The sequence below is a fragment of the Lunatimonas salinarum genome (assembly GCF_017811155.1).
Taxonomy (GTDB): Bacteria; Bacteroidota; Bacteroidia; order Cytophagales; family Cyclobacteriaceae; genus Lunatimonas; species Lunatimonas salinarum.
In genome coordinates this window covers 422,926-448,632 of record NZ_JACVCV010000002.1, presented here as the reverse complement: position 1 = coordinate 448,632, position 25,707 = coordinate 422,926, and the positions used below count along the sequence as shown (strand labels likewise).

Sequence of the window (25,707 nt, the reverse complement as noted above, 5' to 3'; positions counted from 1 at the left end):
ATCATATCGATTAGACTATTACACACATTTTTATGGTTCAATTTGCAGCGAGAGTTTTACGAACAGTGCAGATCCTTCCCCGGGTTGCGATTGTATTTATCGATGGTTTGATTTTGTTTATCTCAGCATTGGCGGCCTTTTTTGTAAGGTCGAATTTTGAGATGGATCAAATGGTCGGGATGCAGTTTCTGAGGGGAGCCCTTTTCTTTTGTTTGGTTGGTGTCACGGTGATGTATTTCACCAAAATCTACAACGTGATCGTTCGCTTTTCGGGTATTCGTGATGGGATCAGGCTTTTCAAAACGTTGGCGCTCCAGTTTTTGATTGTAGCGAGTTCATCGGTAGCTATTGATCAGTACACCGAGTTGGGTTATATGGTACCTTTGTCTGTGCTGATAATTGCCACCATGATTTCCTTTATCACGTTGTTTGCCTACAAGTTGGCTGTGAAGGACGTTTTATATCGGCTTAAGGTTAGTCAGCATGACAAGCCGGTTCGACGGGTACTGATTTTTGGCGCCGGAGATGCCGGAGTGCTCACCCACGAAGCTATCAAGAAAGACCACCAATACAAATATATCAATTGTGGATTCCTGGACGATGACCCCCGAAAGAAGGGGAAATACGTTCAGGGTGTGAAGATTCTGGGCGGCATGGAAGTGCTGGATGAGGTGATTCAAAAGCACGAACCTGACGAACTGATTGTGGCGGCATTGGAGATAGGTAACGACCGCAAAAAGGAGATTATGGAGGAAGCCCTGGACAAAGGACTGAAGGTATATACTATTCCTCCGGTGAATCAGTGGATAAGCGGCGAGTTGGAGACCAACGCGATACGTAAGATAAACATTGAAGACCTTCTTGGCAGAAAGAGCATCAAGCTGAAAAATGACCTGGTGATCCAAGAGCTGCGGGGTAAGGTGGTGTTGGTCAGCGGAGCAGCGGGGTCTATCGGAAAGGAACTTGCAAAGCAGATTTCAAGAGCGGAGCCTCAGAAACTACTTATTTTGGACATGGCAGAGTCTGCACTATATGATGTGGAAAATCTGTTGAAGCGCTGTGCCCCGGATGTTGATGTGGAAGTACTGCTGGCAGATGTACGAAGGCGCCCCATGGTGGAAGAGATTTTTGAACAGTTCAGGCCGGACTATGTCTTTCACGCCGCAGCCTATAAGCATGTGCCCATGATGGAGAAATATCCAAAGGAAGCCTTTATGGCGAACGTTTGGGGAACCAAAAATATGGCAGATGCTGCGCTAACCTTTCATACCAAAAAATTTGTGATGGTGTCTACCGATAAGGCAGTAAACCCAACCAACGTCATGGGGGCATCGAAACGAATGGCCGAAATGTACATTCAATCGCTAAACCAGCGGCTGGCAAAAACACAGCCGGAAAATCACCCCTTGTACATCACCACCCGATTTGGTAACGTATTGGGTTCCAATGGATCGGTCATTCCGCTTTTTACCCAGCAAATCGAAGAGGGTGGGCCGGTCACTGTCACAGATGCTGAAATGACCCGATACTTTATGACCATTCCGGAGGCTTGCGAACTCGTGTTAGAGGCAGGAGTCATGGGCGATGGAGGCGAAATCTATGTGTTTGACATGGGCAAGCCAGTGAAAATAATCGATTTGGCAAAAAAATTGATCCACCTCAGCGGCAAAAAGCTTGGAGTGGATATTGATATTAAAATTGTCGGGCTGCGCGATGGAGAGAAAATGTACGAAGAGCTGCTGAACAATGGTGAATCTACCCATCAATTTAAAAAGCACGAGAAGATCTTTATAGCCAATGTAATCCCGGGTAACCTCGATGAGATCGACGCCTGTATACAACGGTGCAAGAACCTTACAGAAGCCAACACAGATTGGAACTTGGTTCTCGAAATGAAGAGAATGGTTCCGGAATATATCAGTGCCAGCTCCCGGTTTGAGGCGCTAGATAAAAAATTTGTCGACGAAAAGTAAGGTAACAGCTGGCCAGGTTGACTTACCGTGTTTTCTGGTTAACCGTATTGTCTTTTTTCTAATCGACTGGAAGCCAAGTATCCCACTAGTGTTGCCGTAGCCATTTTGTAGGCTTGACTTATAGTGGTTTGGGGAGGTGTTTTTTTGTGGTTTCAACGCGATAGATGGAATTTCGTCACTTGTATCCGTTAACGAATTGGTAATTTTTGTGTAATGGCTTAATTTGGGTCTCAATCCGAACATAACCCCATTTTACCATGCATGTGAGACTCATTGGCTGCAAACTTTTTCTCGTTCTATTCCTTATTTTATCCTTTTTCCGTTGTGCTGATCCCGCAAATACACTCAGTGTGGTAGGGGGGGCTGATTCGGATATGATTCGTTGGTTGGAGGGAGAAGGGTTTGAAACCCGCTTTTTTGATGATGCGCTTTCTGCGGCTAAGGCTGCTAAAGAGCGATCTGTGATTTTGGTACTCGCTTCAGGTTATCCCGAGCGGCGTACGGCTGTTTCTACGGCGTTCTACGAAACCATTAAGCAAAAGGGGCAGAAGGTCTATGTCGAATTCCCCGATTTTGTTCCCGGCATTAAATTGGACGCTGAAAACCTACAAACCCGACTCGAAAGGGGGGTGGTGGCTTCTTCTTACTTTGGTTCATCGCTGGATTCGCTCCAAATTCTAGGGATCAATGATTGCCATTTGATTTCATCAGATGCAGCAAATCCCTTGATGGTCTTGGCCAAAGTAGCCGGCCTTGACCGTGCGGAGTATGGCTTAACGGGTGTTCCCAACTACCCCTTATTGGTCAAAGGGGATTTTGGCTTCGTGTCTTTCAGTAAATTTTCTGATTTTGGCAAGGCACGCTATGGTCCGGAAGATCATTGGAAGGCCGTATTATCCACCATTATAGCAGATTTGACCGGAAAGGATGATTTTACGTTTGATACTTGGCCTAGGTACCTTTCGCCGACGCTTCTCGCCAATGAGGCGGTGAGTGAGGAGGCCAAGCGGGAAAGTGTACAGCGAGGGGTGGACTGGTTTGCCAAAGGGAAGTTTTTCATTCATTCCGATTGGAAGGATAGGTGGCTACACTACCAAAGCGACGGCCTAAACCCAGTGGGGCCACCCGTTCCACAGGATGAGCCGGTAGGAGATGGCACCTTGGGATTGTTGGAGGGGCATTCCTCCAATATCTATCACGATGGTTCTCAGCAATACCGGTATTGGATCCGTGCCGATGTGCAAGGTGAAGGTGCTTATGCGTTGGCGGCGGCATCCCGGCTATCCGAATCTGATGAATACCGACAGCCAGCCATCAATCTTATTGACTTTATTTTTAAAGAAAATCTTCGAACTGGCCCAAGAAGTCATCCGGATTCTGCGGCCTACGGTTTGATAGGATGGTCGCACACCCATCCCCATGTGTATTACGGAGACGACAACGCGCGGGCAATTTTGGGCATCTTGGGTGCGTCTGCCCACTTGGAGCTGTCTGATTGGGATAGGGAGATGGTGGAGGCCATCCTGGCCAATTTCCGCACGACCGGAAAGTCCGGATTTCGGATGAATCGCTTGGAAAACAAAGATCTGCATCGAAACGGCTGGAAATACTACTGGGATAGGGATGTGGTCAACCCCGCCCCGCACTTCGAATCTTGGATGTGGGCTCTCTACCTGTGGCTTTACGACAAGACAGGTCATGAACCTCTCTTGGAGAAGGCGAAGTCTGCGATCAGGATCACCATGGAAGGTTACCCGGATGAATGGCTATGGACCAATGGGATACAGCAGGAACGGGCGCGCATGATCCTGCCTTTGGCTTGGCTGGTGCGTGTGGAGGATACCCCGGAACACCGGGGGTGGCTGGATCGGATCGTGAGTAAGTTGCTGGAAAATCAGGTGCCCTCCGGAGCCATCCGTGAGGAATTGGGTGGAGAAGGAAAGGGACGTTACGGCAAAACGAAGTCCAACGAAGAATACGGGCTGCACGAGGCACCGTTGATATTTGCCAACGGTGACCCCATAGCGGATATGCTTTACACCAGTAATTTTGCGTTCTTTAGTTTGAACGAAGCGGCACATGCAACGGGGAATTCAGCGTACTTTGAGGCATTGAAAAAACTATCGGACTTTCTTACCCGTATTCAGGTGAAGAGCGAACGGTTCCCGGATTTGGACGGGGCTTGGTTTCGGGCTTTTGATTACGAGCGCTGGGAGTTTTGGGCATCCAATGCCGATGTAGGCTGGGGTGCTTGGGGCACTCTCACTGGATGGACCCAAAGTTGGATTGTGGCCACTCAGGTTCTTGTGCTACAAAAACAGAGCTATTGGGAATTGACCTCGGATTCACAGGTAAACCAATCCTTCCCTGCTGTCCATGAACGGATGTTTCAAGACAGGTAGGGAGTTGCGCCTCGTAGCTTGACTAACCAACACCAACAAATGAAGTGAATTCCGTTAAAGCACCGATTTAGAACCCAGCAGTTTGCCTGTGCGGACATCTAGATCGCCGAATTTTGATCAACTACTAATTTTACACAGATGAACAGAAGAAATTTTATTGGAAACCTGGCTCTTGGAGGAGGGCTATTGAGCGTTTCTCCCTTTGGGTCCTCTGCTTATGCAGTTCCGGTAACCAAGCGAAAGGTGCTCGTAGGTACTGAAAGTCTATCGGCAGATTTGGTGGTGGCGGGTGGCGGTCTGGGTGGATGTGCAGCCGCTTTTGCCGCGTTAAGAAATGGATTGTCGGTGATCTTAACGGAGGAGACGGACTGGGTGGGTGGACAGATTACCCAACAGGGTGTGCCGCCGGACGAACATCAGTGGATAGAGACACACGGTGCACCCCAGTTGTACCGTGATTTTCGAACAGCCGTTCGGGAATACTACAAGAGGTATTATCCCCTCACCGCAGATGCAATGGCCCGCAAATTCCTGAATCCCGGGGATGGATCCGTTTCCAGGCTATGCCACGAGCCCCGGGTAGCGCTGGCTGTTTTGCATGACATGATGGCGCCTTATCTAAGCAATAGGCAGTTGGTGCTATTGCTCGAGCACCGGGCAGTTAGCGCTGAAATGAACGGCAAAAAGGTGAAGTCGTTGCATGTGAAGAGCTTGCGATCAGGTAAGACCTATGCCTTGGAAGCCCCTTACTTCGTGGATGCCACCGAGTTGGGCGACTTGCTTCCAATGACAGGTACAGCCTATGTGACGGGAGCGGAATCAAAAGCTCAGACAAATGAGCTGCATGCAGCCGAGAAGGCTGATCCTACCAATAATCAGGCCTTTACGATGTGTTTTGCCATGGACTATGTACCGGGGGAAAACCACGTTATCTCCAAACCCCTAGAATACGATTTTTGGAACAACCATACCCCTCCCCTTAGCCCTCCTTGGTCGGGGAAGATTTTGGAATTAAATTACTCCAATCCAAGGGATTTGAAACCGAAGGCGCTGGGATTTCATCCGGAAGGACTCCGAACGGGCGACAGCCTGAATCTTTGGCTGTACCGAAGGCTCATCCATAAAGCGAATTTTGCAGAGGGCCATTACCCGGGAGATATCACCATCGTCAATTGGCCGCAAAATGATTACATGCTGGGCAATATCGTGGACGTGGACGATGATACCTTCCATCACCATGTGGAGCGAGGTAAGCAACTTAGTCTCTCACTGCTGTATTGGCTGCAAACCGAGGCCCCCAGACCGGATGGGGGACAGGGCTGGCCCGGGCTTAGGCTCAGGGGAGATGTGATGGGGACCGAAGATGGTCTTGCGAAGTACCCCTACGTGCGGGAGGCCCGGAGAATCAAGGCACTGTTTACGGTGTTGGAAGAACATGTAGGTGCAGAAAACCGAAAAATGGTCATGAGCGGAGATGGTCCCGTGAAGGCCGCTGATTTTTATGACAGCGTGGGAGTCGGATATTATCATATCGACCTGCATCCCAGCAGCGGAGGGGATAATTACATTGATTTTGGTTCGCTTCCTTTCCAGATTCCTCTCGGCGCGTTGATTCCCCAGGAAACAGAAAACCTGCTACCGGCGAATAAAAACATTGGCACTACCCATATCACCAATGGATGCTATCGCCTACATCCGGTAGAATGGAGCATCGGCGAGGCTGTAGGGATGTTGGGGGCCTATTGTCTGGAGACAGGCGAACGACCCCTTGCGGTACGGGACAACCCTGATAGACTGTCAGATTTTCAGCGGTTTATTCGCAGCCAGGGAATAGAGACCCATTGGCCCGAATAGCGGGTTAACCATACAGGCTATCAAACCAACCCAGCCTGTTGAAGCGGCTCGACTATCTGGACTTTGCCTAAGTTGTCAAGCTGTTCTTCCGCTACCCCCACTTTTTTCCGACGTAGCAGGCGGAATCCGTGTTGTGGCAAAAGCGGTACGATTCCCTTTACGAATTTTAAAAAAAGTTTTTGGGGATTGTAGCATGGATGTTGGTTGTTACGTCTTGGGGATACTAATGAACCCTAAACCCAATGGATGCTATGAAGCGATTACTGTATGTCCTTTTCTTCATAATAGGCGGAATGCTATTTGGCTGTGAAAGCAGCAATGAACCGGACGCTCCACTTACGCCCAATATTCGTACGTTGCAAGCCTATGAGCGGGAGATGGTGGATGCCAGTTCTTTGTTTGCAATGGACTTGTTTCGGCAATTGCAACAAGGTGACGATCCCAACCTGTTTTTCAGTCCTTACAGCATACATCAGGCACTCAGCATGACCATGAATGGAAACCGAGGGGATATCTTGAGAGAATACCTGGAGGTACTCCGATTTGGAAACATGAGTCAGGAGGATGCCAATAGCGCTGCAAAGGAATTGACCGAGTTTTTGCTGGGGGTGGACCCGAAGGTAAAAATGGCAATTGCCAATTCCATATGGTACCGTGAGGGAATGCAATTAAATCCGGTATTTCGACAGACGGTAGCCGACTACTATGCCGCCGAGGTGGCCTCGTTGAATATGGCTAGCCCACAGGCGAAGGATGTAATTAACCATTGGATAGAGTCCAAAACCAATGGAATTATCAAAGACATGTTGGATTATGTGCCCGCACAGGCTATCATGTATTTGGTGAACGCCATTCATTTTAAAGGTGATTGGAAGTATCAGTTTCCGGTGTCAAATACAGTAAAGCAACCTTTTCAGACTGGACCTGGTCGGCAAGTAGAGGTAGATATGATGTCCCTTGATACGGGCGCGGATATTCGTTTTTCCCAACAGGGGGATATTACCTACCTGGAGATTCCCTACAGTACCGGACAATATTCAATGGGGGTTTTGGTCAGTGAAAACTTTGAACTGGACAAGGTAGTGTCAGCGCTGACGTTAGAGCAATTGAATGGTTTCAGAAGCAACGCAGCCATGCGGTCAATTCAGTTGAGCTTCCCTAAATTCAAGATGCGGCAAAAGCAGGATGATTTGAAAGAAGTCCTGATTGAGTTGGGATTGGAAACACCCTTTCTTCCCCATCCGGAGAACTTCTCCGAGCTGTTTGAGCAGGTATCCGGAGGGATGGAACTTAGTAGGGTCATACACGATGCGTTTATCGAAGTGGACGAAAAGGGCACTGAGGCAGCCGCTGCCACCATTGTAGAGGTAGTGGTGACTTCTGTCCCCAGTGGTCCGATCTCCTACCGGGTGGATAAGCCCTTTTTATTCTTTATACAGGAGGCGCATAGTGGTGCGATTCTCTTCATGGGCAAAATCAGTAATCCTTCCCTAGGCGGCTAGGTTTTTCTTTTGGCTAAGTGCTAGTGGCTTGCTGTTTGTGGTTATTTGTCCGAACAGCAAGGCTTTTTATTTTGGTAAACGGCGCCGAAGAGGTACGAAGAAGCGGGTAAAGAATAAGGTGGAAGGCCTGTAAACCTTCTACATGGGCAAGTTGCATACCGCTGTGAAAGGTCTGTTCACTTTTAACCGATCATCCAATGGTAAAGTGGACCTACTAGAAGGCAGTAGTTGTTGGGTTTTATCTTAAAATCCCAGAGTAACCTTATGGTTCTTTTTGAAAAAAATCACCAAAGGTGGTGCCTGATATACCAATTAAATAAAAAGTTTTTAGAACGCATTAAGGGGTTTGGTATTCCTTGATTAAAGGAATATATTCACAAGTTAAACTAAGCAAAAATTTAAATTTTCAACCTATTGGTCAAATCACTTAGCAGAGGCCATTGCAGGGGTCCTCGTTCTTGTGTTTGGCTTTATTCTTACATAACTGTGAAAAATGAATAAAAAAGGAAATGGATCCAGAAGACGCTTTTTAAAAGGGTCTCTTTTGGCTTTGGGGGGTATTTCCATTGTACCCCGTCATGTGTTGGGAAAAGGATACCTGGCACCGAGTGACCACCTGACCAAAGGCATCATAGGTGTTGGCGGCATGGGACGCGGACATTTTAATTATGCAGGAACCAAGGTTGTGGCCATCTGCGACGTGGATACGCGGCATATTCAGCGTTCCTTGGAGACCCTCGGCACCGGTGTAAAGACTTTTGAAGACTATCGCGAACTGATTCGTTTGCCGGAGGTGGATATCGTGCATATAGCAACGCCTCCTCATTGGCATGGGATCATGGCCCTGGATGCTGCTAGAGCAGGAAAGGATATCTGGTGTGAAAAACCGATGACACGAACCATCGGTGAAGGAAAAAAGGTGGTAGAAGCAGTGAAGGCACACGGAAATATTTTTAGGCTGAATACCTGGTTTCGATTTGATGCCAATTTTTACGGCATGAACACCGAGGTGAAAAATATCAAGAAGCTAGTGGACTCCGGTATGTTGGGCTGGCCGCTAAAGGTAACGGTAGGCAAGCTTACTGGTTTCGATTGGAAATTTTACTGGGTAGGCCGTACCAATTTGCAGCCGGAGACGCCTCCGAAGGAGCTGAATTACGACAGATGGTTGGGTCCCGCGCCGTACAAGCCCTATAACGAACACCGTACACACGGTACTTTCCGCGGATATTGGGATTACGACGGAGGTGGCCTCGGCGATATGGGCCAACATTATTTGGATCCGATTCAATATTTCCTAGGTAAGGACGAAACAAGCCCGGTAAAAGTGGAAATCGACGCCCCCCAGCAACATGCCGACGCGGTAGGGACTTGGCGAAAAATTACTTATACGTACGAAGATGGATGTCAGATAATCTTGGATGGAGAAGGAACCATCGAGTCCCCTTATATAGCTGGTCCAAAGGGAAATCTGTATCGGGGATTTGAGTGCGATATCCCTGATTTTCGGCGGAAGCTTGCCCAATTTCCAGATCCGGCCCCGCAGGTAACAGACTTTGTGGAAGCGGTCAAAACCCGAAGAAAATTTGCATTGAACGAGGAAAATGGCCACCGTTCATGTACTATGGTGAATATTGGCTTAGTTGCGCTGAGGTTGGGAAGAAACCTTCAGTTTGATCCGGTAAAGCAGGAGTTTGTCAACGACGAAGCAGCAAATCGGTTAATCAACCAGCCGATGAGGGCTCCTTATACCATTTGATCCTATTGAGATTTCCCGTTTAATTGAGAATTAAAGAAACATTGATGAATCTATTTAAGAAGATAACCTGGTTTTGCTGGCTGTTTGTCCTTCAGGGGACGGTTTTAATGGCCCAAGGAGATGGGCAAGATGCCAGAACATTAGATACCAAAATTGCCGATTTACTAAATCGATTTCCGGCGCAGGATGCGGCATCCCAAGCGGTACTCATGGAGAACATGGCCTCGCTTGGCCAAGAAGGTCTGCTGAAAATGGCGACGATGCTTTCGCCAAATACCAACAATGAAAAATTGACCTATGCGTTGGCTGGTTTCGCGTTTTACGCCAGCCATCCGTCAAAGAGCGATTACGCAAGAACAGCCGTGCAGGCATATGGAAAAGCGCTGGACAAGCTGGAATACCCGGAAGGTCGGGATTTTTTATTGGCGCAGTTCAAATGGATTGGAAAGGAAGATGCTGCACCGTTTGTAGAGCCTTTCTTACACGATGAACATCACTCCGCGAGGGCATCGCAGGTCTTGGAAAACATCGGATCAAGTTCCTCAGAGCAGGCATTGCTATTGGCGCTACGTACCTCATCGAACGATGAACATAAGGTAAATTTTATTCAGGCCCTCGGTGGAATTGGTAGTTCCTTGGCCTTGGCCGATATAAATCCTTACGCCCAGTCTGCCAATGAGGATCTTAGAAAGGTGGCATTGTATGCGTTAGGTGAAATAGCGGATCCCAAGAGTGCCAAAATACTGACCCGTGCGGCCAAAGATGCTGGGGGATCGAACGAATCAACCAACGCAACCGGCACCTATCTGAGGTATATTTCCCGATTGGCAGATACAGGGCATACCAAAACTGCCTCGAAATTGGCGAAAGGGCTGCACAAGATGGCTGCTGTTGGCAATCAGCCCCATGTCCAAGCAGGTGCGCTGGCACTTTTGGCCCGATTGGAACCTGCCAAGGCTCCCAATCTTCTGGCAGCCGCAGCACTGTCTGACAATGCTCAGTACCGGGGGGCTGCATTGAAGTATGCCCTATCATCAGGGCTTGCCTCAAATTTATCGATTTGGAGACCGTTGTTAAACCAAGCCTCACCCGAGGCGAAAGTAGCGCTTATTGACATGCTTGCCCGGGTGAAAGGGCAAGAAACCTTGGCTCTATTGATACCGCTCTTGTCGTCTGCGGAACCTAAGGTTCGTGCCGCTGCCATAGAGGCTTCGGTGTCAGTGGGTGGAAGCGCTGCGTTGAGTGACTTACTTGCCCAAACCGCCAATGCGGATGAGGCCACGCTCTCCCGTATTCAAACAGCTTTAAAAACCATGCCCGGCTCAGGAGTATCTGCGGAAGTAGCCAAAGCGATTTCGGGGTCGGATGCTTCGGTGAAGATGATGCTCATAGAGGTACTGGCAGCCCGTTCGGCAGAGGAATACATGGGGGTTGTTTTAGAACAAGTAACCGACAGCAATGAATCCGTTCAAGTTTCAGCTTATGGCGCGCTTAGTTCACTGGCCAACGGCAGTCACGCTGGGCAGCTGCTGGACTTGTTGAAGTCCAGTCGGCAGGAGTGGCAACTTCAGGCCGTCCAAAAAGCACTCGTAACTTCCGTGTTGCGGATGAATAACCAACGAAGCCAAACCGGTTGGGTGGCACAGCATCTTGCTGGATTGGAGTCTGCCAAGCAGCCGTACCTGTACGAAATTTTGGGGCAGACCGGTGGCGAAGCGGCAATGACTCAACTTGAAAGTATCTATGAGTCAGGAAATGCAGATCAAAAGTTGGCCGTTATCCAGGCTTTAGCTAATTCGAAAGATAGCAAGGCTCCTTCCATGTTGTTGGCGATTGCTCGCAGTGGATCGGGTGGCTTAAAGGAAGCCGCCCTCAAAGGATATGTTCAATTGATTCCCTCACAGTCCTGGACTGCCGAAAACAAGGTCATTCATCTTAGAAATGCGCTGGAACTTACCTTGGATGACCAGGTTAGGTCGGTATCGATTAAAGCCCTTGGCCAATTTCCGACTTTTCAGGCCTTGGTTACTGCTGGTAGCTACTTAGATATGCCTGCGTTGCAGCAGGACGCTGCCCGGGCGGTAATGAGTATTGTTTCCAATACCGATCAGTTTTATGGTGAGGTGGTGCGTGGCCTCGTGGAAAAGACCCGAGATGTAATTAGCGGCCAGGACAGTCAGTATTACAAAACCTCTCTACAAAAGTTCTTGGATGAAATGCCTTCCGGACGTGGTTTTTACACGCTTTTCAATGGAGTAGATTTGGACGGTTGGCAAGGGGTGTTTTCCAATCCAATAAAGCGAGGGCAAATGGATCAGCGAACTTACGATAGAGAACAGGCCAAAGCCAATCAGGTGATGCACGAAGGTTGGGAAGCCAAAGATGGCTTGTTGGTCTTTAAAGGAAAGGGAGAGAATATCGGTACGGTAAAACACTACGGAGATTTCGAGATGTTTGTGGACTGGAAGATCACCGCCGATGGAGATGCAGGAATTTACTTGAGGGGTACCCCTCAGGTGCAGATTTGGGATATTGCCCGAACCAATGTGGGGGCCGAAGTTGGTTCCGGGGGATTGTATAACAACACCAAGAACGAGAGCAAACCCACCAAAGTGGCGGACAATCCAGTGGAGGAGTGGAATACATTCCATGTGAAAATGGTAGGGGAGAAGGTTACCGTATATTTAAATGGGGAGTTGGTTGTAGATGAGGTGGTTTTGGAAAACTATTGGGACAGAAGTCAGCCCATTTTTCCCTCGGAGATGATCGAATTGCAGGCGCATGGAACCTACGTTGCTTATAGGGATCTTTATATTAAAGAATTGGATGCATCCGTCCCATTTGAAATGAGTGAGGAAGAAAGCATGGCTGGCTTTGAAGTGCTCTTTGACGGGACCGATTTGAATAAATGGACTGGTAACAAAATAGATTATGTGGTGGAGAATGGCCATATTGCCATTTACCCAGATCGGGGTGGTAGCGGAAATCTGTTTACTGAAAAAGAGTACGGTGATTTTGAGTTTCGGTTTGAATTTAAGTTGACACCCGGTGCGAACAACGGGTTGGGTATTCGGGCGCCCTTGACCGGTGATGCAGCCTACGCAGGTATGGAGTTGCAGATTTTGGACAACACGGCGGACATTTACAAGAACTTGAAGGAATACCAATTTCACGGTTCGCTTTACGGCGTTGCTGCTGCAAAAAGAGGGGCATTAAAACCAGTTGGCGAATGGAATTACCAAGAAGTGATCGTCAAAGGGAACAAGATAAAGGTGATTCTCAATGGAGAAACAATCTTAGATACAGACATTTCGGTGGCGAAGGAAAAAGGTACGCTGGATGGCAGAGAGCATCCTGGGCTGTTCCGAGACAAGGGTCATATCGGATTCCTTGGTCACGGTGACGTGGTTTATTTCCGGAATATCCGCATTTTGGATATGGGTAAATAAAGAGAATAAAGTAAGCTATACAAATAAAAAAGCAGGAGAACCTCTCCTGCTTTTTATTTTTGAAAACTAAACCAACTATTATTTAACTACCATAATATTGGCAAATTTAATACATAAAAGGAATTTTCAAAATCAAATCGAAAAAAGGTAAGCGAATCCTCACTTTTTGTTATTTACCTTGTAAAGAATGCCCAATGCCAGCGCTTGGCTGAACTGTACACCGGGGTCTTGGTCAATATCGTATAAGCTGATGGTATTCAGGGTAACGTTGATTACCTGGGTGATTTTTGCGGTTATAGTAATATCCAACCGGTGATCTGTGTTTTTAAGGTTCAATGTTTCGTAATTCGCAAACATCATATACCGGGTTTTTAGGTTGAGGTTTTCGGCGAGGTCTTTATTGTACGTTGCAAATAGTTGCAATGCCAACCATTCAATTCGGGTGGTCTCTCCGGCGGGGACACCGTAATTGGATGGAACGGTTAAGATGATATTCGGATTATTGACAAAGGTAAACCTGGGAGAGAAGGGGCCGATTCGGAGGTTGAACTCATTGTTTGGCTTATACTCGAAACCCAATGAAGAAGTCAAAAAGCCGGGTGCCATAAAGTCAGATATCAACGACCTGGATTCATTGGGTCCATACTCATATCCTTCCGTAAACTGACTGAGGAAGTTGACAGAGAAAAAGGCACCCCAGTTTTCAGACATTCTATAACCCATTTTGGTATCAAAAAACATCCGATCATTTGATTTTCGGGTGGATTGACCTTCGTTTTTTACGATGCCGTACAGTAACTCAATTTCACTGTCCCAAGAAAGGCGATCCTTTTTATACATGGCTTTGCCAGCGATGATACTACCAAGTGCGATGGAGTTTATTCCACCTGCTTTCCAGTTGTCGCTAAAACTTGCCTGGTTGAAGTTTAGTCCACCGCTAAATTCGGAAACCCAAAACGTGGTGTCTTTTTTCGCATCCTCAGATAACACATCCACCGCATCAGCTAGATCATTGATCTGTGCGTGAATGGTTGAAGCCAACATCAGGTAAAAAATGCTCAGAAGTAGTAGAGATTTGTTCATCATTCTTTTTTTTTGTGTAACATTCGGTAACCGGACGGGATTTTTTATAAGGTATCCTACTTGGTAGTACCGTAAGCGCCACAAAATTACCCGATTTCTATGGAATGAAACTTTTTTATTCCGTGTTTTTAGTAAAAAATTAACCATAAAATGGAAAAACAAATAGAAGAAGAGCTGATTGTCAGGGATTTTTTGGCTAGACAGCGTACCAAGCTTGCCAATGACCGCACGCTTTTGTCTTACATTCGAACAAGTCTTTACTTTTTGGTTTCGGGTACTGCCCTGATAAAGGTAGATGATTTGGAAAATGTGCGAGACTTTGGGTATTTATCCTTTTTGATCAGTATCCTGCTCGTGGCCTTAGGTTTCGTGAATTTTTTCCGACTGAAGCGCAAGCTGGAGAAAGGGAAATATTATTCCATGTGAGGGCTAAGATATTCCGGTAAGTCCGTTTGGTAGGCTTTTTGAATGAAGAAAGTCAACTAAAACGAATTACGATGAAAATTTTGGGAACTATGTTGATGGTCATTGGGGTGATCATGTTTGTGATTACCGGCGTTTCGTACACCATTGAGGAGACTATCGTCGATGCAGGCCCTATTGAGCTGAAAGCAGATAGGGAGCGGGAGATCAATTGGCCGCCCTATGCGGGCGGTGTCGCGGTGGTGGCAGGCTTGGCACTAGTTGGTATCTCCAGAAAAAGATAGGCAAATTTTACTCGGTTTTTCTGAAAGCGAACCTTCATGGACGATTTCTTCCGTACTTTTGTCATATACATCTGATTGACTGACTAAACCTACTCCTCATTGAAGTTAGCTGCCGTTGATATTGGGTCGAATGCGATCCGCCTACAGATTACAAACGTTACCCACTTCCAAGGTGCCTTTGGGCTAAAGAAGCTGGAATATGTGCGTTTTCCGTTGAGGCTGGGCAAAGATGTATTTCTGAACCAGGAGATTAGTCCGGTCAGCAGGGCCAAGTTTGTTCGTTTGATGGGGGTTTTTAAGGAGCTCATGGAGCTGTACGAAGTAGACCATTATATGGTATGTGCTACGTCGGCCATGAGAGAATCCAAAAATGGCGAGGAAATAGTGCGCGAGGTTTCTGAAAAGATTGGGCTGAAAATAGAAATAATCGATGGGGACCGGGAAGCGGAGCTTATTGACAAAGCACTGTGGTCCAGTATAGATACCAAGACCTACCTCCACGTAGATGTGGGGGGAGGAAGTACAGAACTCAATATCTATAAGAAGAAGCAAAAGGTGGGAAGCAGGTCTTTTAGGATCGGATCTGTAAGAACGTTGGATGAACAACATGTTCCGCTTTCCATATGGCGTGACATGGAGGCATTTATAACCGAACGGCTAGGAAAAGAACAAACAGTCACCTGCATTGGCACCGGAGGCAACATCAATAAGATAATGGAGCTTTCCAAACCTCGCAAGAATAAGCGTTACCTGGACAAACATACCATCAAATCGGTACAGGAGCTGCTGCTGAGCTATAGCTACGAGGAGCGTATGCACCTACTCAACCTAAATCCCGACCGAGCGGATGTAATTATCCCCGCATCTAAGATCTACTTGGCGGCTATGGATGCGGCACGGTCTGTAAGAATGATTGTGCCAGACATCGGTCTTAAGGACGGACTTATGCATCTGCTTTTCGAACGTGCCATGCAGGATGCACCGGATGTCATTCGATAAGCTTTACCCCATAGATTCGCTCCGGTGTCAGGTTGAAAAATTCCGTATGGATATTGAATTCTTCGGCACCCTCTCCGGGATGTTTGCAGATGTAATTGCCATCCTCCTGCATCACGTAAGAGTTTACGTTGTCCTTGAGGTTGAATGAAATGATATTCATCAATTGTTTTTCCAAGAAGGGGGCTTCGACCCTAAAGAGTGATTCCAACCTTTTGTCAAAACTTCGCACCATGGCATCCGCGCTGCCCACATAGGTTCGATGCTGCCCGTTGTTGTGGAAGTGATATATTCGGGAATGCTCCAAGAAATCCCCAACAATGGAAATTACCTCGATGTTGTCGCTGAGCCCCTTTCTTCCCGGTCGGAGGCAGCAGATTCCTCGAACAATTAATTTAATGGATACACCCGCTTGGGAAGCTCTGTAGAGTGCGTAGATGAATTCGGAATCTTCCAGGGAATTTATTTTGATAAAGATTCCAGAGGGAAGACCCTGCCTCGCGTTTTCGGCTTCATCTTCAATAAATTCCACCAAACTTTTTCGCATCTCCCTTGGTGATGTGAGCAGATTTTGATAGGTAGACGGCACCGAGTGACCGGTGATCACATTGAAAAACTCCGAAACATCGTTAGCCAGCACTTCGTTTGTGGTGAGTAGACCTATGTCAGTATATATTCTGGAGGTTTCCTCATTGTAGTTTCCGGAACCCAAATGCACGTAGCGGGTAACCTTGCTTTCGTCTTTTTTAACGATCAGCATCAGTTTTGTATGCGTTTTGAAATTGCTGACACCATAGATCACAAAGCATCCTGCCTTTTGGAGGCGTTTGGCTTCTCGGATATTGTTTTCCTCGTCAAATCGGGCCTTAACTTCAAACAGTACGGATACGTGTTTGCCATTTTCCACGGCTCGAAGGAGTGCATTGACGATGCGGGAATTTTTTGCAAGCCGATAGATGGTCATTTTTATGGCCATCACACTCGGGTCATCCACCGCTTTGTCCAGTAAGTCCAAGATAGGTTCCATGCTGTTATACGGGTGGTGCAACAGGATATCCTTGTGTTTTAGTACCTGAAAGATGTCCTCGGTAGCGGCATCTGGGTAGGATAGCGGAGGGATGGGGTTGGGTGTCGCAGGGATTTTGTCCTTGAATCGCTTGTTGCCAATTACCTGCCAAAGCCCAGTAAAATCCATAAGGCTTTTTCGGGGTATTTTGAAAATGCTGTCGTCACTGATGCTCCACCTTTCCTTGAGCAGGTTAATCATCCATTTGCTGTAGCCTTCTTCAATCTCGATACGAACGACGCGACCGGTCTTCCGCTCGTTGAGCTTTCGCTTTACCTCTTCCAGGAAGTTGGTGTCCATATCTTCGCTTTCTTCCAGGGTGAAGTCCCCGTTGCGGGTGATACGAAAGAGGTTGATATGCTCAATAGTCACGTTCCTAAACAAGGAGGAAATGTGTTCTCGGATGATTTCGTCTATGGGTACGAATATTGTTCGGTTTTCACGCTCTACCTCAAAGAAGCGGGGAATATTGGAGGGTATTTGTACGAAGGATAGCTTCCGATTATCTTTTTTGTCCCCCTCGCTGATCGTAATCACGCCAAATATGAGTAGCTTGTTCATTAGAATCGGAAACGTGTGGTACCCATCAAACACCATAGGGGTAAGCATCGGGTATACTGCCTTAAAAAAGTAATCTTTGATGATGGCCTGTTCGTCTTCCCGGAGATTTTTTACATTGCTCAAGATCAAGCCTGCTTCTTCGGTTTTTGGCAGTAGTTCCTGGAGGAATATATCCTGTTGCTTTCGATGGAAGTTTTGACACTCAATCATGAGTTTCATTTTAAAAGCATCTTCGCGCAGTCCGGAGTAGTCCACACGGACCTTGTCGTAATCCAGGTAGTTGTACAAGGACCCCACTCGGATCATGAAAAACTCATCCAAGTTGGAGGCAGTGATGGCAAGAAACTTGAATTTTTCGAATATATTTCTACGTTCCCGAAGGATTTGATCAAAAACCCTTTCGTTAAATTTCAACCAGCTAAGGTCTCTGCTGATCAGGTCACTGCTGTAAATTATCTCCTCTATTTTATCGCTTTGAATCATTTTTTCTTGATTTGGCAGTAAAAGCTTCCCGTAAGTTTACTAAAATATTCAGATATAAGAAAAGGGGCTCGGGCCCCTTCCGTTACAACAGACAGTGGATCCGTTGTTTTCATCCATTCATGATTATTTTTTTGGCCATCACTTTTCCGATATAGACCAATTTTGGATGCGATCACTTCTACCGTACCGTCATTCAAGTCATCGGATAGTCAGAAATACCTGTTTACTAAACGCATTTCGTCTGCCATAGGTTGTTTCTCCCGATTCAATTAAATTAGGTGTCAATTTTGGCATATTTGGCATTGCGTTCTATAAACTCCCTACGGGGAGCTACCTCATCTCCCATCAACATGCTGAAAAGGTGGTCCGCTTCGGCGGCAGATTCAATCGTTACCTGCTTTAATGTGCGGGTATTGGGATCCATCGTGGTAGTCCACAACTGTTCGGGGTTCATCTCTCCCAATCCCTTGTAGCGCTGAATACCCACGCTGTCCACTTTTCCGTCAGCCGCCATCTCCGCGGTAAGGCGTTTTCGCTCGTCCTCTGACCAGCAATACCGTTCGTCTTTTCCACGCTTTAATAGATACAACGGTGGTAATGCGATATACACGTAGCCTCTTTCTATCAAGGTGCGCATGTATCTAAAAAATAGGGTTAGGATCAATGTTCGTATATGTGAACCATCAATGTCGGCATCCGTCATGATGATGATCTTGTGGTACCTCAGATGGGCGAGGTCCAGTTCTTTCTCATCATTCATGGTACCTATTTTCACACCTAATGCTGTTAGGATGTTTTTGATTTCGTCGTTATCGTAAATCTTGTGTTCCAGAGCTTTCTCTACGTTCAGGATTTTTCCTTTGAGTGGTAGGATTGCTTGATAATCTCGGTCCCTTCCTTGTTTGGCCGAACCGCCGGCGGAGTCCCCTTCCACGAGATACAGTTCACAAACAGCCGGGTCGGAGTTGGCACAATCGGCAAGCTTACCGGGCAAGCCGCCGCCACCAAGCACGTTTTTACGCTGAACCATCTCACGGGCTTTTTTGGCAGCATGGCGCGCCTGGGCGGCAAGAATCACTTTCCCTACGATGATCTTGGCCTCTCGAGGATGTTCTTCCAGCCAGAATTGCAGGGTCTCTGATACTGCCCCGTCCACAGCGCCTATTACATCCGAATTGCCCAATTTGGTTTTGGTCTGTCCTTCAAACTGAGGCTCTGCCACTTTTACAGAGATAACAGCGGTAAGGCCTTCCCGGAAATCATCGCCTGAGATCTCCAGCTTCACCTTGTCCAACATACCCGACTTATCGGCGTAGGTTTTTAGTGTTCGGGTAAGGGCTCTCCGAAATCCGGAAACATGGGTGCCTCCCTCGTAGGTGTTGATGGTGTTGACGTAAGAAACTACGTTTTCATTGTAGGAGCTGTTATAGCCCATGGCCACTTGTACGGGGACCCCATTTTTTTCTGTTTCAATGTAAATGGGGGTTTCGATGATTTTCTGCTTATTCTCGTCGAGGTATTCCACAAATTCCACCAGTCCTCCTTCGGAGAAAAACTCATCGCTACGTGGCTTTCCATCTTCGTCTTTGTCCCGGAAATCCGCTAGGAATATCCGAATCCCGGCATTGAGAAAGGACATTTCTCGAAGACGGTTTGCAATGGTTTCGTATTTATATTCGGTAACCTGGAAGATCTCTGCATCCGGTTTAAAGTGGATGATGGTACCCCGTTTTTCGGTTGTGCCGATTTCACGTACCGCATTTTGAGGTACACCTCGGGAGTATTCCTGCTCAAAGATTTTTCCTTGCCGATGTACGGTGGCCACCAACGAAGTGGAAAGCGCATTTACACAAGAAACGCCCACTCCGTGAAGTCCTCCTGATACCTTGTAGGTGTCTTTGTCAAACTTACCGCCTGCGTGGAGCACCGTCATTACTACCTCCAAGGCCGACCGGTTTTCTTTTTCGTGAAAATCAGTGGGAATTCCCCGCCCGTTGTCTTCCACCCGGACAGAATTGTCTTCTAGTACGGAAACTTTTATCGTGTCACAATGCCCAGCCAGTGCTTCGTCAATGGAATTGTCCACTACCTCCCAAATCAAATGATGAAGGCCTTTAATGCCGATATCACCTATATACATGGCAGGCCTTTTTCTTACTGCCTCCAATCCCTCTAAAACCTGAATATTTTGGGCTGAATAATCGCTGCGATTCGACTCTTTTTCTTTGCTCATGGATATTAAGTAACGTGCTTCGCCTTAGGTAAAAAAAGCACTGTTTAAAAACTCATATGATTTACAAAAATACACAAAAATAACCGAAGTACATACCCCTATTTGGGGGGAATATTGCCCCAACTTAGCACGGAATGGAAAGTGAATGATCGCAGTCTTTGGTGTATTCCTTGTCCACTAAAACTGACCGGAGCTTAACATAACTAAATTGCATGCATACAATGCTTCAATACCGTTTTCCTTCGCCTTAGCGGCAAATTCGGCGTTTTCGGTTCCGGGATTGAAGATTATCCGCTTCGGAGATAGCGATAGCAGGTAATCATACCACTCCGGTTGATTTTGAGGGCCTATGTAAAGCGTGATCGTGTGCACTTCACTGATCTTGGGTTTGTCTTTCAGGTTTAGGATGGGTTGCCCCAATACGTCCCCACTTTTGATTCCGACGGGTACAAAGTGAATGTTTCGATCCTGAAGCATTTGAGCCGCCAAGTAGGCATACCGCGATGGGTTGGGCGAAGCTCCGATAATAACGGTCTTTTTATAGTCCATATAATTGGTTAGGAAGCGTTGATTTGTATTTCGCTACGAGCTGTTCCGCACAACGCTCGCCGTCCATGGCAGCACTTACGATCCCTCCCGCGTAGCCTGCCCCTTCTCCACAGGGGTACAGGCGCTTGATGCCCGGATGTTCCAGGGTCTCTTTGTCTCGCGGGATCCGAACCGGTGAGGAGGTACGGCTCTCTACCCCGATGAGCTGGGCCTCGTTGGTATAGTAACCTTTCATTTTTTGGTCAAAAGCAACAAAAGCCTGCCTTAATCGCTCAGCGATGAAGGACGGCAGTACGGAGTCCATCTCTACCGAACGCAGGCCGGGTTGATAGGAAGTGGGCAGGAGGGTGTTGCTTTGCTTCCGGTTCACGAAATCTACCATGCGCTGTGCGGGAGCTGTTTGGGTTTTTCCTCCTAATTCCCACGCGCGCTGCTCCACTTCTTGCTGAAACTGCAAGCTGGCCAATGGACCTAGGTGCCTATATTCCGGGAGATCCTCCAATTCCACGGCAACCACCATGCCGGAGTTAGCAAATTTGCCATCCCGTCGGCTAGGGCTCATGCCGTTGACCACGATTTCACCCGGCGACGTAGCCGAAGGAACGATGAACCCCCCCGGACACATGCAAAATGAAAAAACACCTCTCTGTACTCCCTTGAATTTGGTTTGCTGTACGAGGGCGTACGAAGAGGCCGGTAGGTAAGGGCCTCGATCTACCTTGCAGTGGTATTGTATTTGATCGATTAATTGTTGGCTGTGTTCGATCCGAACCCCCAGTGCAAATGGCTTCGCTTCTATCTGAATCCCCCGATGATGTAGCAAATGAAATATATCCCTTGCCGAATGGCCAGTGGCCAGGATTACCCCGAGTCCGGTGATTTTTTCACCGGATTGGCACAACACTCCTTTCATCTCTTGGTTTTCGAGGATAAAGTCTACGACTTTTGTTTCAAATAATATCTCTCCGCCTGCATCTAAGATGCTTTGCCGCAGGGCGGCAACTATTACAGGCAGTTTGTTGGTGCCGATATGTGGGTGGGCATCAATCAGAATATCTTCTTTGGCCCCGTGGGCAACAAATATTTCCAAGATACGGCGTATATCACCACGTTTCTTGGATCGCGTATACAGTTTTCCATCTGAATAGGTACCGGCACCGCCCTCACCAAAGCAGTAGTTGGATTCGGGATTGACGACATGGTCTTTGTTGATCGCGGCGAGATCACGACGTCTGCTTCGCACATCTTTTCCCCTTTCAATTACAATGGGCTTGATCCCCAGTTCGATGGCACGTAATGCGGCAAAAAGCCCTGCAGGGCCCGCACCGACGATGACCAATGGGTCCTTGTCAGATACATTCGGGTAATTGAAGTGCAATTGACGCAGGGAAGCAGGCGCTTCTTCCATATAAATTTCCGCGGTCACATTTACCTTGACTTGTCGGCTTCTCGCATCAATGGACCTTCTCGACTGCCGGATATAGGTTTTGGGTGCGTTTGGAGGAATTCCCGCCCGTTTGCGTACTGCTTCCTGGAAGGCCTGCTCATCGTACGCCTGCTCCGGCGTTAGGGTAAGTTGTAGTTCTCGTTTCATCTGTGGTAAGGTAGTTATCCTTAAAATCACTGCTATGCATACCGAATTAATGGCCAAAAAGTTCAGATCCTTGCAGCAAAGAGGGGGCCGCAGCCGGCTGATCGTAATTGCACGTGGTGGGCGATTCTTTTGCAGGGGGAAGGGTTCTCCGTTATTGCCCAAATACCTCCTTTACTACCCAGTTTTTTCCCCAATTCGACAGCTCTTCTTCGCTCCATAATTCGGGATAAAAGACCACCTTTTGGAACCGTGGCGGAAGGTATTTCTGCCAATTGGTTCCTCCGGTGGCAGCGATATCTTCTGGGTCTTTCTGTAAATACCGAACTGCCGACTTGTAATGGGCCAGTGGCCAATGCACGTTGGCCTTGCTGTCCAGATCACGCATAAGATGGGTTAGTTCGCTGTCTTTTTCGGGAAAATACAGGTACATGCGCCAGAGATTTTTTTTCCGAAAATCAGCAATTAACTCCTTGAGCTGGTCACCATATTTTTTTTCAAAGGACTGTAGTGTCAGGGTTTTTTCCCCAGTGGATAGCTCCATCGCACCAAACTGCCAATACAATATCTCAAAAAGCGAATCGATGCTGGTAATATTGATGTCACGGTAATCCTCCCGTTCCTTGAGGTGTACCAGGTTTTGGATATCCGTACTCATGATCTCTATCATGCGGTACTGTGCGCTTTGAAAACCGCTCGAGGGAAGCAGAGACATGCGGAATTTCATAAACTGCTCCCGTTCCATACCCTTGGCCATCACATCAAACGACGAAATCAGCAAATCAAAGTACATGTTTATCCGACGCAAGCGCTCTTTAAAAAAGGTCAGTGTGAGGTTAGGGCTGTTGGAGATTTGTTCGACTTCCCAAATGATTAGGTTGAAATAGAGCTCGGTAATCTGATGGTAGATGATGAAGATTTTCTCGTCCTTGAACGACGTCCGGGGCTGCTGTAGGGTAAGCAGGGTGTCTAGGTTAATGTAGTCCCAATAGTTGAGGTAGTCGGCGTGCAGAAGACCTTCAAGGTACGATTTAAGGTCCTGTCCGGATGCCCGAAACTTCGCCTCTAACTGTTTGATTTTTTCAATGATTTCCGCATTTGGAATCTCCTGATCCATAGGTGCTATGTGCTGGTATGAGAAAGAAATGTAAAAGTAGGAAAATTCTATTCCAAAAAGCCGTTATGAAACCAAAAAGCCTCCGGTTATGCACCGAAGGCAATTTATATGAGTCGTTAAAGGAGCAATTTACCCGTATTAGAATTCAACAACCCTAGCGGGGTGACAGGAAGGGATTTCCCGTTCTTGCTAGAATTTACGGTACTTGCCGTCCAAGTATTGGTTGGCTTCTTTTTCGGCAAATTTGGCCTTCTTGCTATCCCAGTGTAGCGTTTGGTTGGGAAATCTACCGGCAATCACACCGAGCAGGATGGTTTCGGTTAGTCTAGCGGAGTAGGAAAAAGGTGCCGAACACTCATCCTTGCCTAAGCAGGCATCCACAAATTGGTGGTAGTGTTTTTTACTTTCTGATTCATAGTCCTTCACCGGGGCGCCTAAATTGAACTTTTCTATATCCATCTTTTGGTACTTGCCATCCACGATCAATCGGGGCAATTGCTGGAAATGGGGCAGCAGCAGGCGTCCCTTTTCACCCATAAACATGGCTCCTTGATCGGGTAGCTCTTCGCCATTGGGCAGTTTCAGGTCTTCGTGTGCCGAAGGGGCGCCAGTCCCGTCATACCATACCCATTTCAAAGTTTCTGCGGTATAGTTAGTTTGTGGAAATTCATACGTAACGGTGTTGTGTTCGGGAAATCCAAAGCCCGTTGGCTGTCGGCATTCGTTCACAATCGTCATAGGAACATCCAGCTCCAGTGCGTTATAGGGAGTGTCAAAGATGTGTACGCCCATGTCTCCCAACGTGCCGCATCCGTAATCGAGGATTTTCCGCCAGTTGCCGGGGTGGTAATAACCCTCTTTATAGGGTCTCTCCGGTGCAGTACCCTGCCAAAGATTCCAGTCCAGGTTGGCGGGCACCGGATCGCTTCCTGAAGGAGAAGGGCCATCAAAGCCCCAGTTCTTTGGGGACCAAGCTCTTACGGTATGCACCTTTCCGATGATACCGGACTGGATCAACAGGGTCGCTAGTTTATAATCGTAAAAGGAATGCACTTGAATGCCCATCTGCGTCACTAAATTCTTTTTGGCTGCCAACTTCTTCATCGCGCGTGCTTCGGTGACATGGTGGGTAAGTGGCTTTTGGCAGTAGACGGGCTTATCTAGTTGCATCGCCATCATAGAAGCAGGGGCATGGGTGTGGTCGGGAGTAGAAACAATGACTGCGTCGATTTCATTTTTTAGCTCTTTGAGCATCACCCGATAGTCCGCAAAGGTTTTTGCATTTGGATGCAAGGCCTTGGCCTTTGCCAGCGGCGAACTGTCTACGTCGCATAGTGCCACGACGTCCACCAGGTCATGGGATGAAATGGCATTTAAGTCAGCCATTCCCATCGAACCGAGACCAATGTGGGCAGTTCGAAGTCTTCCGTTGGCACGGGCTTGGGCAAAAAGGGTTGGGGCCATGGTTAAGCCCAACACCCCCAAACTGCCTTTCTTAAGAAAATCTCTACGAGCGTTGTTTGCTAGGTTGTTGTTCATTGTTTTGATGTAAAGTGTTGATTAATCCAGTTCTTTGATTCGGAGGTTTCGAAAATGGACCACGTCGCCGTGGCCTAGGAAGCCGATATGGCCACGGTTCCGCTGTAACCCAGGATGTGCTTCTCCGTCGATGGTGCCGTTTTTGGACGCTTCCACGTAATCGCCCTCCAGAATGACCGTGCCGTTTAGCACGATTTTGATCTTGGGGTGTTCCACGGTCACTTCCTGCTGATTCCATTCGCCGACCGGCTTGAGGTAGCCTTTTTTGGCAGGCATGACGCCATATACCGATCCGTGCGCCTGGTAATCCTTCAGGTTGGCATATTTCTCTGCGGTGTTGTCCAATATCTGAAGTTCCTTGCCCAAGTAAGCAGCATTTCCTTCGAGTGGAGCGTGTATTCCCAAACCATTGTTTGCACCAGGGGTCAGTTGAAATTCAAAGCGCAGCACAAAATTCCCGTATTCCTTCTCCGTATACAGGTTTCCTCCGCTTCCCTGCCCAGGCTCAATGACAATCATGCCATCTTTGGCTTTGTAGGATTCCATGTTTCCTACCCAACCCTTGAGGTTTTTTCCGTTAAAAAGTTTTTTGAATCCTTTTTCAGAATCCTGTAGCATGGTGGCGGAGGCAAGTAGCAAACTGCCGAAGACCATGCCTGCAATCGAAAGGTAAAGGTGATGTTTCTTCATTCCGGGGCTATATTTAGGTTTTTTACAAATCTAACGGAGATTTTGAATTAATCCTTTTCCAACCGCGAATTTGAGGCTGGCCGAAGCAGACTTTTTGATTTTGATGATTCCTTAGCGCTTATTTCCATTTACCGATCCGTCAAATGGGGATCG

Annotated in this window: 17 protein-coding genes; 9 read left to right on the top strand and 8 right to left on the bottom strand. The window is 47.5% G+C overall.

All coding sequences use genetic code 11. From position 1 onward, the window contains the following. Window positions 1-32: 32 nt before the first annotated feature. From IAQ59_RS03745 to IAQ59_RS03720, 6 genes are all read left to right on the top strand, one after another. A complete protein-coding gene (locus IAQ59_RS03745) occupies window positions 33-1,973 on the top strand; it encodes a polysaccharide biosynthesis protein (RefSeq protein WP_209329426.1) in 1,941 nt (646 codons plus the stop codon). 257 nt (window positions 1,974-2,230) lie between these two features. Beyond that, window positions 2,231-4,375, top strand: a complete 2,145-nt coding sequence (locus IAQ59_RS03740; RefSeq protein ID WP_209329425.1) for a hypothetical protein — start codon at window positions 2,231-2,233, stop codon at window positions 4,373-4,375. A gap of 138 nt (window positions 4,376-4,513) precedes the next feature. Beyond that, window positions 4,514-6,229, top strand: a complete 1,716-nt coding sequence (locus IAQ59_RS03735; RefSeq protein WP_209329424.1) for an FAD-dependent oxidoreductase — start codon at window positions 4,514-4,516, stop codon at window positions 6,227-6,229. A 251-nt stretch (window positions 6,230-6,480) separates the two neighbouring features. After that, window positions 6,481-7,731: a serpin family protein gene (locus IAQ59_RS03730; protein ID WP_245189408.1), complete on the top strand. Its 1,251-nt coding sequence runs from the start codon at window positions 6,481-6,483 to the stop codon at window positions 7,729-7,731. A 493-nt stretch (window positions 7,732-8,224) separates the two neighbouring features. Then, window positions 8,225-9,490, top strand: coding sequence for a Gfo/Idh/MocA family oxidoreductase (locus IAQ59_RS03725; protein ID WP_209329423.1), 1,266 nt, complete (start codon window positions 8,225-8,227; stop codon window positions 9,488-9,490). Between the two features lie 44 nt (window positions 9,491-9,534). Continuing rightward, window positions 9,535-12,939, top strand: a complete 3,405-nt coding sequence (locus IAQ59_RS03720) for a DUF1080 domain-containing protein (protein WP_209329422.1) — start codon at window positions 9,535-9,537, stop codon at window positions 12,937-12,939. Between the two features lie 159 nt (window positions 12,940-13,098). Here IAQ59_RS03720 and IAQ59_RS03715 read toward each other — a convergent pair whose 3' ends face one another. Next, window positions 13,099-14,022, bottom strand: a complete 924-nt coding sequence (locus tag IAQ59_RS03715) for a DUF3078 domain-containing protein (RefSeq protein WP_209329464.1) — start codon at window positions 14,020-14,022, stop codon at window positions 13,099-13,101. A gap of 150 nt (window positions 14,023-14,172) precedes the next feature. On the opposite strand from IAQ59_RS03715, the gene IAQ59_RS03710 reads away from it, so the two are divergent. The 3 genes from IAQ59_RS03710 (at window position 14,173) to IAQ59_RS03700 (ending at window position 15,728) form a co-directional block, all read left to right on the top strand. After that, window positions 14,173-14,448 carry a DUF202 domain-containing protein gene (locus IAQ59_RS03710; RefSeq protein WP_209329421.1) on the top strand — a complete coding sequence of 92 codons (276 nt, stop codon included), beginning with the start codon at window positions 14,173-14,175 and terminating at the stop codon, window positions 14,446-14,448. A gap of 71 nt (window positions 14,449-14,519) precedes the next feature. After that, on the top strand, window positions 14,520-14,729 hold the full coding sequence (locus IAQ59_RS03705; RefSeq protein ID WP_209329420.1) for a hypothetical protein: 210 nt from the start codon (window positions 14,520-14,522) through the stop codon (window positions 14,727-14,729). A 99-nt stretch (window positions 14,730-14,828) separates the two neighbouring features. Continuing rightward, entirely contained in the window at window positions 14,829-15,728 is a 900-nt protein-coding gene (locus IAQ59_RS03700) for a Ppx/GppA phosphatase family protein (protein ID WP_209329419.1), read from the top strand. Here the strand turns inward: IAQ59_RS03700 and ppk1 are convergent. The 7 genes from ppk1 to IAQ59_RS03665 all read right to left on the bottom strand — a co-directional run bounded on the left by ppk1 (window position 15,718) and on the right by IAQ59_RS03665 (window position 25,554). After that, window positions 15,718-17,835, bottom strand: a complete 2,118-nt coding sequence (gene ppk1 / locus IAQ59_RS03695; RefSeq protein WP_209329418.1) for a polyphosphate kinase 1 — start codon at window positions 17,833-17,835, stop codon at window positions 15,718-15,720. The genes IAQ59_RS03700 and ppk1 overlap by 11 nt on opposite strands. A 274-nt stretch (window positions 17,836-18,109) precedes the next feature. Further along, entirely contained in the window at window positions 18,110-20,068 is a 1,959-nt protein-coding gene (gene gyrB / locus IAQ59_RS03690; protein WP_209329417.1) for a DNA topoisomerase (ATP-hydrolyzing) subunit B, read from the bottom strand. A gap of 177 nt (window positions 20,069-20,245) precedes the next feature. Next, window positions 20,246-20,617 (bottom strand): CoA-binding protein, encoded by a 372-nt coding sequence (locus tag IAQ59_RS03685; RefSeq protein WP_209329416.1) that lies wholly within the window; start codon window positions 20,615-20,617, stop codon window positions 20,246-20,248. Further along, window positions 20,607-22,211 carry an NAD(P)/FAD-dependent oxidoreductase gene (locus tag IAQ59_RS03680; protein WP_209329415.1) on the bottom strand — a complete coding sequence of 535 codons (1,605 nt, stop codon included), beginning with the start codon at window positions 22,209-22,211 and terminating at the stop codon, window positions 20,607-20,609. The genes IAQ59_RS03685 and IAQ59_RS03680 overlap by 11 nt, the downstream gene beginning before the upstream one ends. Before the next feature lie 151 nt (window positions 22,212-22,362). Continuing rightward, window positions 22,363-23,325 carry a tryptophan 2,3-dioxygenase family protein gene (locus IAQ59_RS03675; protein WP_209329414.1) on the bottom strand — a complete coding sequence of 321 codons (963 nt, stop codon included), beginning with the start codon at window positions 23,323-23,325 and terminating at the stop codon, window positions 22,363-22,365. A gap of 189 nt (window positions 23,326-23,514) precedes the next feature. Beyond that, window positions 23,515-24,864 (bottom strand): Gfo/Idh/MocA family protein, encoded by a 1,350-nt coding sequence (locus IAQ59_RS03670; protein ID WP_209329413.1) that lies wholly within the window; start codon window positions 24,862-24,864, stop codon window positions 23,515-23,517. Between the two features lie 21 nt (window positions 24,865-24,885). Continuing rightward, on the bottom strand, window positions 24,886-25,554 hold the full coding sequence (locus IAQ59_RS03665; RefSeq protein WP_209329412.1) for a 3-keto-disaccharide hydrolase: 669 nt from the start codon (window positions 25,552-25,554) through the stop codon (window positions 24,886-24,888). Window positions 25,555-25,707 lie beyond the last annotated feature (153 nt).